The sequence below is a fragment of the uncultured Altererythrobacter sp. genome (assembly GCF_913057185.1).
GTDB classification, from domain to species: domain Bacteria; phylum Pseudomonadota; class Alphaproteobacteria; order Sphingomonadales; family Sphingomonadaceae; genus Erythrobacter; species Erythrobacter rubellus.
Map to the genome: position 1 here is coordinate 88,414 of NZ_CAJXNK010000002.1, position 14,513 is coordinate 102,926.

At 55.3% G+C, this 14,513-nt stretch carries 10 protein-coding genes; 5 read left to right on the forward strand and 5 right to left on the reverse strand.

Annotated features, from left to right (window positions below; genetic code table 11):
- Window positions 1–171: 171 nt before the first annotated feature.
- Window positions 172–3,186, forward strand: a complete 3,015-nt coding sequence (locus QZ487_RS08265) for a TonB-dependent receptor (RefSeq protein WP_296024218.1) — start codon at window positions 172–174, stop codon at window positions 3,184–3,186.
- 604 nt (window positions 3,187–3,790) lie between these two features.
- On the opposite strand, the gene QZ487_RS08270 is transcribed toward QZ487_RS08265, so the two are convergent.
- Both QZ487_RS08270 and QZ487_RS08275 read right to left on the reverse strand, forming a co-directional pair.
- Entirely contained in the window at window positions 3,791–5,101 is a 1,311-nt protein-coding gene (locus QZ487_RS08270) for a UDP-glucose/GDP-mannose dehydrogenase family protein (RefSeq protein ID WP_296024220.1), read from the reverse strand.
- Window positions 5,098–5,907: a metallophosphoesterase family protein gene (locus QZ487_RS08275; RefSeq protein ID WP_296024221.1), complete on the reverse strand. Its 810-nt coding sequence runs from the start codon at window positions 5,905–5,907 to the stop codon at window positions 5,098–5,100. The genes QZ487_RS08270 and QZ487_RS08275 overlap by 4 nt, the downstream gene beginning before the upstream one ends.
- Before the next feature lie 275 nt (window positions 5,908–6,182).
- Here QZ487_RS08275 and QZ487_RS08280 point away from each other — a divergent pair, with 275 nt between their 5' ends.
- Both QZ487_RS08280 and QZ487_RS08285 read left to right on the forward strand, forming a co-directional pair.
- Window positions 6,183–7,046 (forward strand): TorF family putative porin, encoded by an 864-nt coding sequence (locus QZ487_RS08280; RefSeq protein WP_285975672.1) that lies wholly within the window; start codon window positions 6,183–6,185, stop codon window positions 7,044–7,046.
- 132 nt (window positions 7,047–7,178) lie between these two features.
- On the forward strand, window positions 7,179–7,616 hold the full coding sequence (locus QZ487_RS08285) for a VOC family protein (RefSeq protein WP_285975671.1): 438 nt from the start codon (window positions 7,179–7,181) through the stop codon (window positions 7,614–7,616).
- Between the two features lie 21 nt (window positions 7,617–7,637).
- Here QZ487_RS08285 and nhaA read toward each other — a convergent pair whose 3' ends face one another.
- The gene (gene nhaA, locus QZ487_RS08290) at window positions 7,638–8,861 is read right to left on the reverse strand and encodes a Na+/H+ antiporter NhaA (protein WP_296024225.1); all 1,224 of its coding nucleotides are present in this window, start codon (window positions 8,859–8,861) and stop codon (window positions 7,638–7,640) included.
- A gap of 230 nt (window positions 8,862–9,091) precedes the next feature.
- Here nhaA and QZ487_RS08295 point away from each other — a divergent pair, with 230 nt between their 5' ends.
- Together QZ487_RS08295 and QZ487_RS08300 are read left to right on the forward strand one after the other, a co-directional pair.
- Entirely contained in the window at window positions 9,092–10,003 is a 912-nt protein-coding gene (locus tag QZ487_RS08295; protein WP_296025313.1) for a sulfite exporter TauE/SafE family protein, read from the forward strand.
- The gene (locus QZ487_RS08300; protein WP_296024226.1) at window positions 10,000–10,752 is read left to right on the forward strand and encodes a TIGR02186 family protein; all 753 of its coding nucleotides are present in this window, start codon (window positions 10,000–10,002) and stop codon (window positions 10,750–10,752) included. Before QZ487_RS08295 ends, QZ487_RS08300 begins: the two co-directional genes overlap by 4 nt.
- A 200-nt stretch (window positions 10,753–10,952) precedes the next feature.
- Here the strand turns inward: QZ487_RS08300 and QZ487_RS08305 are convergent, their stop codons facing one another.
- Complete coding sequence (locus QZ487_RS08305; protein ID WP_296024227.1) at window positions 10,953–11,687, reverse strand: 7-carboxy-7-deazaguanine synthase QueE; 735 nt, start codon at window positions 11,685–11,687, stop codon at window positions 10,953–10,955.
- A gap of 2 nt (window positions 11,688–11,689) precedes the next feature.
- Window positions 11,690–14,419, reverse strand: coding sequence for a valine--tRNA ligase (locus QZ487_RS08310; RefSeq protein ID WP_296024228.1), 2,730 nt, complete (start codon window positions 14,417–14,419; stop codon window positions 11,690–11,692).
- Window positions 14,420–14,513 lie beyond the last annotated feature (94 nt).

Sequence of the window (14,513 nt, forward strand, 5' to 3'; positions counted from 1 at the left end):
AAAGCCGTAAGTTACTCCCTCGCAGGTTGACCTGGGTGGCCCTGGAATACAGTTGCACCCGATCCAAGTGGGATTGGGTGGTTTGTTGCACGCGCAAATGGTGCGTTGTGTAGCCATTTGGTCCCTATTGGCAAAACTAGAACGGAAGATTAATCTATCCGGAGGAACGACATGAAAAATACTAAGTTTATGGGGCGTTTCCTGAGCTCTACCATGATTGCAGGTCTTGCAATCACGGCGGCTCCAGCCCTGGCGCAAGATGCAGACGTTACGTCTGACGACAGCGCAATCGAAGAGCAAAGCACCATCGTTGTTACTGGTTCGCGTCTGAACGTGAACCCGAACCTTGAAGCTGCGGCTCCAATCCTCAGTGTTTCTACTGATACAATTAAATCAACCGGTACTGCTCGTATCGAAGACCTAACCAACCAGCTTCCTCAGGTATTTGCTGGTCAAGCTGGTGAAGTTTCAAACGGTGCATCGGGTACCGCTACATTAAACCTTCGCGGTATTGGTTCGGAGCGTACGCTCGTGTTGATCGACGGTCGTCGACTGCCCTATGGTTCTTCGTCCATCTCATCAGCGAACCTTGACCTGATCCCGACCCAGTTGGTTGAGCGCGTCGACGTGCTGACCGGTGGTGCTTCGGCTGTTTACGGTTCGGACGCTGTTGGCGGTGTTGCTAACTTTATTCTCCGCCGCGACTTCGAAGGCATCGAGCTAGATCTGCAGGGTAACTTCCAGCAGACTGGTAACGGCAACAAGTTTTTCAACAATGTTACCTCTGCTGCAGAACAGACTGTTGCGTCGCCTATTATTGACGGTGAAGAATATGTGATCACCGGTATGATCGGCACCAACACCGCTGACGGCCGTGGTAACGTTACCGTTTATGCCAGCTACGAAAAACGTAACGAGGTAACTCAGAACAACCGTTCTTTCTCGGCTTGTACAATCGGTGAATCCGGTTCTTCGACCAGCTTCGGCGGTGCGGGCTGCGTAGGCTCTTCGAACTTCCGTCGCTTTGCTGACTTCTTCAACGGTGACGGCGTAAACGACGACGTCTTCCAGCTTGAAGATGGTACGCTCGTTCCTTTCGCTGGCGGGCCTGCTCAGACCTACAACTTTGGTCAGCGTAACTTCTTCCAGCGTCCTTCAGAGCGTTTCACTTTGTACGCTCGTGGTCACTATGACATCACGGACAATCTGGAAGCATTCCTGGACGTAAGCTACACGGACGTCTTCTCAGACGCCCAGATTGCTGAATCTGCGTCATTCGGTATCTGGGACATCAACTGTGACAACCCGTTTATCAACGGCACACCAGGCATTGACTTGGCCACTGAAGTGTTCGGCTGTTCGGCGCAGGACATCGCTGATGGCGTGATCAAGGACAGCCAGTTCATGTCGCACCGTAACGTTGAAGGTGGTCCTCGTAACTCGCGCCTCGAAAACTCTGCATTCCGCATCGTTGGCGGCTTGCGCGGTGATTTTGCGGATGGCGTGTGGGCGTACGAAGTGTTCGGTCAGTATGCCGAGACTTCGGACAGCTCGCTGTCTACTAACGACTTCATTATCTCGAAGACGCAGCAGGCGTTTCTTGCTGTCGATGATGGCAATGGCAATGTTGTTTGTTCCGATCCCTCGGGTGGCTGCGTTCCGTACAACATCTTTACGCGTCCTGGCGGCAGCTCAGGTGTGACCCGGGAAGCTCTCGACTTCATTCAGGGTGTCGGCCTTGTGATCGGTAAAACCAGTCAGATGGTTTATGGCGCGAACATTCAGGGCGACCTCGGCGAATATGGTGTCTCTACACCTTGGGCAGACGATGGCGTCGCTCTGCTTGTTGGTGTTGAGGGTCGTAAGGACAAGCTGGAATCAATCCCCGATGAAATCAGCCAGGTTCCTGGCGGCGGTTTCACCGGTGTTGGTGGCGCAACCCTGCCTGTTAAGGGTCAGGTGGAAGTCATGGAACTCTACGCTGAGCTTCAGATCCCACTCGTTCAGGACAAGCCATTCTTCAACGAGCTGACACTTGCTGGTCAGTACCGCTACTCGGATTATGACAACTCGGGTAACGGCACGACCAACAGCTTCAGCACCGATGCTTTCGGTGTTCAGTTGACCTGGTCACCGGTTGAAGATCTGACGCTTCGCGGTCAGTTCCAGCGTGCTGTTCGTGCACCGAACGTGATTGAGCTTTACACAGGCCAGAACACTGGCCTGCCGAACCTCAACTCGTCTCAGAACTCGCTCGGGGAACAAATCTACGATCCTTGTGCGACTTCTGCACCAACTGCCTCACAGTCAGCATGTGCAAACACTGGCGTTACTGCGGCTCAGTATGGTAATGTTCCAGACGTGATCTCTGGTCAGACCCAGTCGCTGACTGGTGGTAACCCGCAGCTGACCCCGGAAAGCTCGGACACTTGGACTTTTGGTGCCGTTCTGACACCTTCGTTCGCGCCAGGTTTGTCGGTCACAGTTGACTACTTTGATATCTCAGTTGAAGACTTCATCTCAGCTGGTATCGAGGCACAGACCACTTTGGATCAGTGTCTTTCAACCGGTAACCCAACCTTCTGCGATCTGATCGTTCGCGCATCGAACGGCTCGCTCATCGCGGGTATTCCGGGCGTAGGTTTTCAACAGACCAACCTCAACATCGCTGAATTGACAACTTCGGGTATTGATATCCAAGTTCGCTATTCAACCGATCTTGGTTCGTTTGGCGGTATGCGCTTTGACTACGCTGGTACCTATCTAGACAAGTTCGACTTTGCTTCATTCCCGGGCGATACCCCGATTGAATGTGCAGGGTTCCTTAACAATGGTTGTATTTCTCCGGTGAACCCGAAGTATCGTCACCGTGTGACGACAACTTGGGAAACCCCGGTTGAAGGCCTCGAGGCCGCTGCAACATGGCGTTACTTCGCGGGAACGAAGAACGAAGCTGGTGACAGCCCGTTGATTGACGATGATCTGCAGACGATCAACTATGTTGACCTGTCATTCTTCTACGAGCTGAATGACACGATACGCTTACGAGGCGGTGTCCAGAACGTGACGAACACCCAGCCCCCAGTATCGACCTCTTCGGGTCCGCCGCTGGGTAATGGCAACACCTTCCCGACGATCTACGACACTGCTCGTACGTTCTTCGGTGGTGTGACCTTCTCGTTCTAATCCGCTCAGGATTTAGAAAAAAGAGAGCCGCGGACTTCGGTCCGCGGCTTTTCTTTTGCCTGATCGGATGATCCTCAGGCCTGTCTGGCATGGCGAACGAGCATTACGCCGCCAATGCCGGATGGAGGTCATCCAGTGGCCTAGAATGCCCATCGGCAAACCCCATACGCAATTGAAAAGCTTCATCCGCCGCGGGCTCTTCACAAAGATGAGTGTGCCGGCCGGCTCCAAATGACGGGTCGAACCGAAAGCTACATTGGTTGATTCGCCTGCAGATGCTTCGTTCACCCAATCGCGTTGCAAGCGAGTAAACAGCAGCTCTTCGCAGTCCATGGCAAACAAGTATTGTCGATAGAATTCGCCAGGTCCGGTGAATACATGTCGTAGGTGGCCACTCACTGGATAGTTATGACGCATTGCATCCTGCGCCTGTCCGCGGTTGATTATGAACAGCACTATTAGCGCTGGCGGCACAATTCCGATTTTATAAACAAAGAGTGATGACAGCCAGTCGAGAATGTTTGCCAGGTGAAACCGTTTCCAATCCCCTTGAATTGCTTATCAATTCGAAGAGGGTTACAAGATCACTGGCGAAGCGCCGAACCTATCCGCGGCCAATGCTCTCGTAAGTGAAGCCTGCCGCGCGCATGTCATTGGGGCTATAAATGTTGCGCAGGTCGACCATGATCGGGGTCTTCACCAATTCCTTGATCCTTGAGACATCCAGCGCACGGAACACATCCCACTCGGTTACGATCACAACTGCGTCAGCATCTTCGATCGCTTCATAAGCGCTCTCACACATGTTGACCTTGGGCATCAGCGGCATGGCTTGTTCCATACCTTCCGGATCGAAGGCTGTGATATGGGCACCCGCATCGGCGAGTGCCTGGGCAATAGCAATCGACGGGGAATCACGCATGTCGTCGGTGTTGGGTTTGAAGGTCAGGCCAAGCAAGGCGACTTTCTTGCCGCGAGCAGCTTTCATGCCGCCCAATGCATCGATCACCTTGCGGCCCATTGCGCGCTTGCGGCTCTCGTTTACTTTAACAACCGCCTCCACGATCCGGACCGGGCTCTCGTGATCCTCTGCGGTCTTCAGCAACGCCAAAGTGTCCTTCGGGAAACAAGAGCCGCCATAGCCGGGCCCAGGGTTGAGAAATTTCCTCCCGATCCGGCCATCCATGCCGATCCCGCGCGCAACATCCTGCACATTGCCACCCACTTTCTCGCACAGATCGGCCATCTCGTTGATGAAGGTTATCTTTGTAGCAAGGAACGCATTGGCGGCATATTTGATCAGCTCGCTTGATCGGCGATTGACGTTGAGAATGGGCGATTCATTTAGGAAGAGTGGCCGGTATACCTCGTGCATGACGTCGCGTCCGAAATCATCCTCTGAACCGATCACGATCCGATCGGGCCGTTTGAAGTCACCGATTGCTGCGCCTTCGCGCAGGAACTCTGGGTTGGATACGATAGACACTTTGTGGCTCGTACCGCTGCCTTTCAGGATGCGCTCTACTTCATCTCCAGTACCTACGGGTACGGTCGACTTGGTAACGACGACAGCGTCGTTCGACAGATTAGCTCCAATCTCTTCGGCTACGGCATAGACGAAGGACAGATCTGCATGCCCATCACCCCGGCGGCTTGGTGTGCCAACGGCGATAAAGATGGTGCTTGCGCCCTTGATCCCTTCAGCCAGGTCGGTCGTAAAGGTAAGCCGGCCCGCGCTTACGTTTGTCTCAACAAGGGCGTCGAGACCGGGCTCATAGATCGGCATAATGCCATCATGCAGACGATCGATCTTCGATTGATCCTTGTCGATACAAACGACTTCGTGACCAAAATCGGCAAAGCAGGCGCCAGAAACTAGTCCGACGTAGCCGGATCCAACCATAGCGATCTTCATGAGCTGATTTCCTCGTGCCTGATTTTGATATGTTTCTTTTTTTCGATCGATTGGATCGTTCGCTGATTTGTTCCTTCGAGAACCAGGGCTGTCAAAATGCCGCTTCGAAAAGCGCCGGTATCGAGGCCAATCCGGTCATTCTTGATTTCTATCTCGTCAAAAATGGTATGTCCATGAACGACTGTCTTGGGGAACGGGCCTTGGTGCCTCAGAAACCGCTCGCGAATCCAAAGCAGGTCGCTGCGCTTCTGCTTATCCAGCGGCAGCTCGGGATTGATCCCAGCATGAACAAAAACATAATCTCCCGCTTCGATCATCTCTTCAAAGCCGGCGACGAATTTCCGTGTTGTCTCCGGAATTATCTCGGGTAGAAGTTCGAACAATTCCTTGAGGTCTAGCTTCCGGTATTTTTTGACCGGCAAGCCAAAGCTCAGGATCGTTTCACGGCCTCCATGCTTCAAAAAGTGCCTAAGTACTTCTATATCATCGATTGATTCTAGGAACATCTCTTCGTGATTGCCCGCGAGAATGCGGACTTTTCGGCATTCCTGCCATTCCAAACTGCGTTCAATCACACCGGCACTGTCAGGGCCGCGGTCGATCAGATCGCCGAGCAGTACCACAGTTACATCGGCATCGGGATGGTCGGCTATGTCTGCTTCGATCGCATCGACAAGTGCTTCAAACAGGTCCAGGCGGCCATGGATGTCACCCACGACATAATAGCGCTCACCATCGGGGACACGTGGTCCGGATGGTGCATTTTTCTTGCGGCACAGGAGCTTGTTGAGATTGCTTAATATCATGGCACGTTCGGGAAAACCTGCGCTGCATTTAGGCTAGGGGAGGCTTTACGGCAACATGTAGCACTCAACAGATGGACTGTTTCCCAAGTGGTGCGTAATGACAACACAATTTTCTACAAATTACTTCAATTGGGGGAATCGCCGCAATAACTCTTGTGCAATGCAGCAAAGCTGTGCAGTTTTCTAGCGAACTCAGGCCGAGAACGCCGCATCAAACAGGTGTCCGCTGGGTTTGCAGGTGGGACGAAGCAAAAAAACAACATAAGGAAGTTGTCATGCTAACGTCCGTACGCGGTGCTTTTACCGCAACTTTAGTTTCCGGTCTCGCACTCTCCGCAGTACCGGCTCTCGCAAATGAAAACGCAGCTGAAAGCGAGTTTGACCTCGCTACTCTTCAGGCTGCTGCTGACGTTGATGTCGATGTCAGTGAAATCGCGCCACTTAAAGAACCTGTCGCTGAAAAAACTGCCAACAACGTTGGTGGTGATATTGGCATTACCCTCTCGGGCAATGTGGCATTGGCATCCGAGTACCGATTCCGCGGTGTAGATTTGTCGGGTGGCGAGATCGCTATCCAAGGAGGCGTAGATCTCGCTCATGACTCTGGCTTCTATGCCGGCACGTGGGCCTCTTCGCTGGACGAAGACACAGTCGGCTTTGGATCAACCGAGCTTGATGTGTATGCAGGCTTTGGCGGCAGTCTGGCTGAAGGGGTGTCATTCGATATCGGCGGTATCGTCTATATGTACCCAGATGCAGGACCAGGTGATTTCGATTATTACGAATTCTATGGTTCGGTCGGTTTTGGCTTCGGGCCAGGCGAAGCAACCATTGGCGTGGCATACGCACCTGATCAGGATTCGCTTGGTGATTCAGACAATTTTTACATCTATACAGATCTGTCTGCGGGTATTCCCGAGACACCGATTAGCGTGACGGCGCACTTGGGTTACACGGATGGGTTCCTGACCTTTACCGATAATGGCAAGGCTTTTGACTGGTCGATCGGCCTTGATTTGGCTGTTGGAGGTCCAGTTAGCATTGGCGTAGCTTATGTCGGCGCTGAAGGTGATATTCCGGCGGGAGCCTATGATTACACAGACGATGCTGTCGTATTTACGCTGAGCGCAAGTATCTGACGCAAATAAGATTCAGGCATTTACGAGACATCTGGCGGGCACGGGTTCTTCGGAACTTGTGCCCGTTTGACTTGCTTGAACGACGGTCGATGGCCATGTGTGCAAGAACGGCGTAAACTAAAGGACAGCTCCATGGTCAAATATCTGCACAGCATGATCCGTGTCACCGATCCTGACGCGACGGTGGCATTCTTTAATCTCATCGGTCTGGAAGAGGTCCGCCGGTTTGAAGTCGAAGCGGGGCGGTTCACGCTGATTTTCCTCGCTGCGCCTGGCCAAGAGGGTGTGGCCGAGGTCGAGCTAACTCACAATTGGCCGCCAGAAGATGGCACCACGCCGGAAGAGTATGATGGAGGGCGCAACTTTGGCCACTTGGCCTATCGCGTCGACGATATCTACGCGACATGTCAGAGGCTGTTGGATGCAGGCCACATCATTCACCGCCCGCCGCGCGACGGGCATATGGCATTCGTCAAATCACCTGACGGCATCTCCGTCGAGTTGCTGCAGGAAGGCAATCTCGATCCGCAAGAGCCCTGGTGCAGTATGGAAAATACCGGCAGCTGGTAGGCAGCGACTTCTCCGCCGTCGTTATTCCTTGGGAAGCGGATTGCCCTTGTCGTCGCATTCTTCGGCTGTGTGTGCGGTGGTCATTCGCAGGACGATGTAGCCCAGTATCGCTGAAATGGCGGAACCGGTCAGAATGCCGATCTTCGCTTCATCGATAAGCAACTGATTGCCCGGGAATGCCAACCCGCCGATGAACAGCGACATTGTGAAGCCGATGCCGCACAGGATCGACACACCGTAGATTTCCATCCAGCTTGCATTGTCCGGTGCTTGCGCAAACCCGGTTTTCACCGCCAGCCAAACTGCGGTGAAGATGCCGAGCTGCTTGCCTATGACCAGACCGGCGGCGATTGCATAGGGAAGCGGGTCGAGCAATGCCTCGACCCCCAGGCCCTGCAACGACACGCCGGCATTCGCGAACCCGAAGACCGGCACCACAAGATAGGCGCTCCAGGGTGCAAGATTGTGCTCAAGCTTTTCGAGCATGTGATTGCCGCTTCTGCCGTGCATCGGGATTGTCAGTGCAGCCACGACGCCGGCGATCGTTGCATGGACGCCTGTGTTGAGCACGCAATACCAAAGGACGAGGGACATCAAGACATACGGCCATAATACGCTGACACGCGCACGATTGAGGCCGACCATCAATCCAAACACCACAACAGAAGCCACTAGCCAGACCATCTTTATGGTAGGAGTGTAGAAAAGCGCGATCACCATGACCGCTCCGATGTCATCGACGATCGCCACTGTTAGCAGAAACAGGCGCAGCGAGGCAGGCACTCTGTTCCCCAACAAGCCCAGAACGCCCATGGCGAAAGCGATGTCGGTCGCGGCCGGGATCGCCCAACCGCTTGCATATTCTCCACCGCCGGAAACCAGCATGTAGACCGCTGCCGGCACAAACATGCCCGCTGCCGCTGCTACCACTGGCAAACGGCGCTTCATCGGGTCTGCCAATTGCCCTTCGATCAGCTCGCGTTTCACTTCGAGGCCGACGACGAAGAAGAATACCGCCATCAGGCCGTCGTTGATCCACAAATGCAAATCATCGAGCTTTGCGATCGGGGTCCAGGTCAGATCACCGTAGAACAATTCCTTGTAATCGCCCGCCAGCGGCGAGTTCGCCGCCAGCAAAGCCGCTGCAGCGACAATGATGAGCAGGATGCCAGCTGATGCATCACTAACAAACAGCGCGCGCACAGGCGCAAAAAGCGAGCGGAGGGGAGGGTTGTTTTTTGCCATGGTTGGAGCGCCCTTTTTCGTAATTTGTTGCTGGTTGCAAGGGTTGATTTGACGATTGCACAAGCCCCCACACGCTTTTCGTTCGACTATCGCGAAAGGGTCGCAGGAGACGCAGAACCGCAATCTGGTGTTGCTGTAACGCTCTCCTCGCGTTTTTAAATCGGCTCGCGCGATGTCGCGACTTTAAACCTAGGGACGGCTGGGCTAGGCCGTTCTTTATGGAAGATATCCTGCCCGTCTATTTGCCGATCGCAAACCTGTCTGTGAACGGGTTTTTGATTGTGTTGCTGGGCGCGGTTACAGGCGTCTTGTCGGGCCTGTTCGGGGTAGGTGGAGGCTTCCTGACCACACCGCTGCTTATCTTCTACGGAATTCCGCCCACGGTCGCAGCTGCGTCTGCGTCTACACAGGTCACTGGCGCGAGCGTTTCTGGCGTCCTGGCGCACAGCAGGCGAGGCGGTGTCGACTATCGCATGGGGGCAGTGACCGTCGGAGGCGGCATTTTTGGTGCGATTATCGGTGCTGTTCTCTTCCGATTGCTGCAAGCGGTAGGGCAGATCGATATCGCGATCAACATACTCTACGTCTTGATGCTCGGCGCAATAGGTGGGTTGATGCTGCAAGAAGCTCTGGCGACGATCAGATCTGACGGTGAAGCTTCAAAAAAGGTGCGTAGGCGGCGCCACCATCCCGTGATTGCGGCATTGCCGATGCGGTGGAGGTTCTATCGTTCCGGTTTGTATATCTCTCCGCTCGCCCCATTTCTCCTCGGTTTCATCGTCGGAATTCTGACCATGCTAATGGGAGTAGGCGGCGGATTTATCCTCGTGCCAGCGATGCTCTACATCCTGGGTATGAGCGGGAACGTTGTCGTTGGAACCTCGCTGTTCCAGATATTGTTCGTGACCATGGCAACAACTATGATGCACGCGCTGACCACGCAAGCAGTCGATATCGTGCTTGCTGGTCTGTTGTTGCTTGGCTCAGTTATCGGCGCGCAATTTGGCACCCAAATCGCAATGAAAGCAAAGCCAGAGATCCTGCGCTTTGTCCTTGCCGCAATCGTGCTGGCAGTGGCGCTCCGAATGCTTGTTGGCTTGGCCGTTCAGCCTGACGAAATTTACACAGTGGCGCCGCTATGAGGGCTCTTTTCGTCCTGTTTGCGGCCTTCTTCCTGATGGGGCAAAGCGATGCGATCCTGGTACCGGCGGTTTCGCAGGACCAGGTGCAAGTGCGCCAGGGTTTCACCGGTACTGAGCTGTTGCTCTACGGAGCGATCCTCGATCCGCGGGGGCAAAGAGGCGGGGCCGAATACGACATAGTTGTGGTGCTGAAAGGCCCGACAGAACCAATCACAATCCGCGAAAAAGATCGCATTGCCGGGGTCTGGATGAATGCGCAATCGAGCGATTTCCGCTCGGCCCCGTCATTCTTTTCTGTTGCCGCTTCGCGCCCTGTTGAAGAGATTGTTGATGAACGCACTGCCGCGATTTACGAGCTCGGAACGGAATTCATCCAGCTTTCTCCAACCGGTCAGATCGATCCTGAAAGGCAAGCGCGTTTTGCCGCTGGCCTGGTCGATTTGCGCCAAAGGCTCGGTCTTTACAATGAAGACATGGGCGGAGTTAAGATCAACGAGCAGGTTCTGTATCAGGCCCGAATCCAGTTGCCATCAAATGTTATAACTGGCAAATATACTGCTGAAACATTTGCCATTTTCGACGGCCGAGTAATTGCTTCCGCAATTGCGGAAGTTCAAGTGCGAAAGGTCGGCTTTGAACGCTTAGTAGAGGTGTTCTCGCAGCGATTTGCCTTGTTGTACGGACTTCTGGCTGTGGGGCTTTCGGTATCCATGGGGTGGATTGCGGGCCGTCTATTCGCGATGGTCTGAGCGGGTAAAGCCCATGCTTGCGAGCTATCGTTGACGCGATCTTAACCTCACCGATCTAATCGACATGCCCTGTAATCCAATGATTTGGGGCTTCGAAAAGCAACATAGGCAACGAAAACTTCGACCAGTTCAATTCTACCAATGGCAGTCAACCAGAGACCGTCGAGCGTGTTGTCCAAATGTGGCGTTCGCAGGGGTAATCACGTTCCCCGCGTATCGCCGTAAAGGTGGATATGCAGACGGTCGCTCATGCGGAAGCCGTGCTTCAGGCATAGTTCGCTGAGCCAGCGCGCGCGCGAACCGATTGCCTCGCTGTCCGTTCCTTCGGGCATTAGGAAGACGTGTCCGGGCTTGAAGCGATAGCGGCGCTGTAATGCGAGCACCTCGTCAACGTCGGACGGCTCTGAGATCACGAATTTGAACCAGGCCCGCGGATCTGCGGCATAGGCATCAAGCCGCGCGGGGATGAGCGCCAGCTCTGCCTCATTGCCCGAATGCGCGAGCTTGGGGCTGACATTATACTGATCGACCCGCATATCGACATGCGATGGCGCCTTGGTCGTGCCATTGGTCTCGATCTCGATCTCCATGTCGGGGATTTGCGCGAGCAGCTCGGCCAAAGCTCCGCCTTGCAGCAGAGGTTCCCCGCCAGTGATCACCAGCCGTCTTTGTCCCAACGCAAGGATGCGCTCGGCCGCTTCCGAAGGGGAGAGCTTCACCTGATTGGCCTTACGCTCGAACGTTTCGCCATCGCGGTGCGGACGATTGTCGCCTTCAAAGCGCCACGTGTAGGCGGTGTCACACCAGGTGCAGGCCAGATTGCAGCGCGAGAGCCGCATGAAGGCAACCGGCATACCCGTGCTTGGTCCTTCGCCCTGCAATGACGCAAAAATCTCCGGCCCGCCGGTGTCGTCAGTGGCGAGGACGAGCGACACCTTTACCCCAACCGCGCCAACGCCGCGGTCAAACGTTCTGCCTCTGCCGAATGATGCGCGTAATCCTCGCGCGCCTTCTCGACCGCTTCAGGCTTGGCGCGCTCGACGAAGTTGGCGTTGGACAAACGCCCTTCCAAGGATTTCGCTTCCTTTTGCGAGGCCTCAAGCGCCTTGCTCAGACGCGCTTTCTCAGCCTCAATGTCTATAATGCCTTCAAGCGGCACAATGAACACATCACTGCCAGCTGTGACTTGCATAGCCGCCCCTGCCGGCGCTTCGCCCACGGTCACGGGTGTCAAACGCGCGAGGCGTTCGATCGCGGCGCTGCTGCGCTCGATTGTGCTCGTTGCCAATGTGGAGGCCTGAGGCAGGAATGCTGCCAGCTTCGCGCCCGGGGGGATACCTAACTCGTTCTTTGCGCTGCGGACATTGGTTGTCAGATCGATTACCCAGTCAATCGCGTCGGTCGCGTCCTTGCTGACGCTGGCACGCGGATTGGGCCACTTCGCCAGAATAAGATCATACTTCCGCGCGCCCAGTGCATGCCACAATTCTTCCGTGATAAACGGCATGAAGGGATGCAGCATCACCAGGATATGATCGAGTGCCCATCCGGCAACCGCGCGGGTTTCCACCGCAGCCGGGCTATCCGCATCGCCTGCAAACACCGGCTTGATCAGTTCCAGATACCAGTCGCAGAAGCGGCTCCAGGTGAATTGGTAGATCGTGTTGGCCGCCGCGTCGAAACGCAGGTCTGCCATGGCGGCATCAAGCATTTCGACGGTCTGTTGGACCTCGCCGATGATCCACTGGTTCGCCGCAAGCCTGGCTTCGGGTGCGGCCAGCGTGCTCGACGCGCCGATCCCGTTCGACTGGCAGAAACGCGTTGCATTCCACAGCTTGGTCGCGAAATTGCGATATCCCTCGACCCGCTTCTCATCCATTTTGATGTCGCGGCCCTGGCTTTCCATCGCCGCCATGAAGAAGCGCAGCGCATCCGCGCCATACTGGTCAATCAGGCCGAGCGGATCGACCACATTGCCCTTCGACTTGGACATTTTCGCGCCGTCTGCCGCGCGCACAAGGCCGTGCAGATAGAGGCGCGGCCACGGTGCTTGGCCCGTGTTGAAATAGCCCGCCATCATCATCCGCGCATCCCAGAAGAACAGGATGTCGAAGCCGGAAACCAACAGATCGTTGGGGTAGTGCTTTTCAAGCAAGTCGGTCTTGTCCGGCCAGCCGAGCGTGGCGAAGGGCCACAAGGCTGACGAGAACCAGGTGTCGAGGACGTCATTGTCGCGGCTCAGTTTAACGCCATTGCCAGCCTTCGATTGAGCCTCTTCTTCGGTCATGGCTACATGAACGTTTCCGTCGTCGTCATACCAGGCCGGGATCTGGTGACCCCACCACAGCTGGCGGCTGACGCACCACGGCTGGATATTCTCCATCCAGTTGAAGAAGGTTTTTTCCCAGCTCTTGGGCACAATTTCGATGGTGCCGTCGCGCACAGCTTCAATCGGCTTCTTAGCCAACTCCGCGGCATTCACATACCACTGGTCGGTCAGCCACGGCTCGATCACCACCCCGCCGCGATCACCAAAGGGCGTCGCGATCTGGCGCGGTTCGGCGTCATGCTCGACTTCTTCGCCCTTCTTCGTCTTGGCGATATGCGGGATCAGGTAGCCCTGTTCCTTCAGCCGCTGCACCACCAGTTCGCGCGCGCCATCTTGGCCGTCGCGCTTAAAGCGGTGCAGGCCGAGGAATTCATCGGGGACCAGCCCGTCTGCCGTCTGACAAACATCGGCATTGCCATCGAGCATGTTGAGCATGTCTGCTGCGGCAAAACCAGCGCGCTTGCCCACCTCGAAGTCGTTGAAGTCGTGCCCCGGCGTAATCTTTACCGCGCCGCTGCCCAGCTCGGGATCGGCGTGTTCGTCCGCCACGATGGGAATTCGACGACCGGTGATCGGTAGGATCACATGCTTGCCGACGATACTCTTATAGCGCTCGTCATCGGGATGCACCGCGACCGCCATATCGGCGAGCATGGTTTCGGGCCGCGTGGTCGCGACTTCGATAAAGTCCTGTCCGTTGTCGAGGGTTACACCGTCCGCGAGCGGATATTTGAAGTGCCAAAAACTACCCGCGATTGTCTGCTGCTCGACTTCAAGGTCGGAAATCGCGGTCTTGAGCTTCGGGTCCCAGTTCACCAACCTCTTGTCGCGATAGATCAAGCCGTCATTGTAGAGGTCGACGAACACTTTGAGAACGGCCTTGGTGAAATGCTCGTCCATGGTGAACTGCTCGCGTGACCAGTCCATCGAACAGCCCAGTCGGCGCAATTGATTTGTAATGGTTCCGCCGCTCTCGGCTTTCCATTCCCACACCTTGTCGACGAATTCTTCGCGCGAATAATTCGTCCGCTTGTCCTGACGTTCCTCCAGCTGGCGTTCGACCACCATCTGCGTCGCGATGCCCGCATGGTCCGTTCCAACCACCCACAGCGCATCCTTGCCGCGCAGGCGCTCATAACGGATTACAATGTCCTGCAATGTGTTATCGAGCGCATGGCCGATATGGAGCGATCCGGTCACGTTCGGCGGAGGGTTCACGATAGTGAACGGCTCGGCGTCGGGGCGCTCCGGACGAAATGCGCCGCTCTCTTCCCAATGGGAATACCATTTCGCCTCAATCGTGGCGGGATCGAATGTTTTATCTAACTCTGTAGTCATCTTGGATAGCGCCTTTGCCAGCGCCACGCGCAAGGTGCAACGGCTGATAAGCTGCGACGCAACAGAGCGCTTGTTATCGTACCGTTTTCCTCGC

Coding starts and splice junctions, on each gene's coding strand:
- QZ487_RS08265 (WP_296024218.1), top strand. CDS start 172: ATGAAAAATACTAAGTTTATGGGGCGTTTCCTGAGCTCTACCATGATT.
- QZ487_RS08280 (WP_285975672.1), top strand. CDS start 6,183: ATGCTAACGTCCGTACGCGGTGCTTTTACCGCAACTTTAGTTTCCGGT.
- QZ487_RS08310 (WP_296024228.1), bottom strand. CDS start 14,419: ATGACTACAGAGTTAGATAAAACATTCGATCCCGCCACGATTGAGGCG.
- QZ487_RS08285 (WP_285975671.1), top strand. CDS start 7,179: ATGGTCAAATATCTGCACAGCATGATCCGTGTCACCGATCCTGACGCG.
- QZ487_RS08275 (WP_296024221.1), bottom strand. CDS start 5,907: ATGATATTAAGCAATCTCAACAAGCTCCTGTGCCGCAAGAAAAATGCA.
- nhaA (WP_296024225.1), bottom strand. CDS start 8,861: ATGGCAAAAAACAACCCTCCCCTCCGCTCGCTTTTTGCGCCTGTGCGC.
- QZ487_RS08270 (WP_296024220.1), bottom strand. CDS start 5,101: ATGAAGATCGCTATGGTTGGATCCGGCTACGTCGGACTAGTTTCTGGC.
- QZ487_RS08300 (WP_296024226.1), top strand. CDS start 10,000: ATGAGGGCTCTTTTCGTCCTGTTTGCGGCCTTCTTCCTGATGGGGCAA.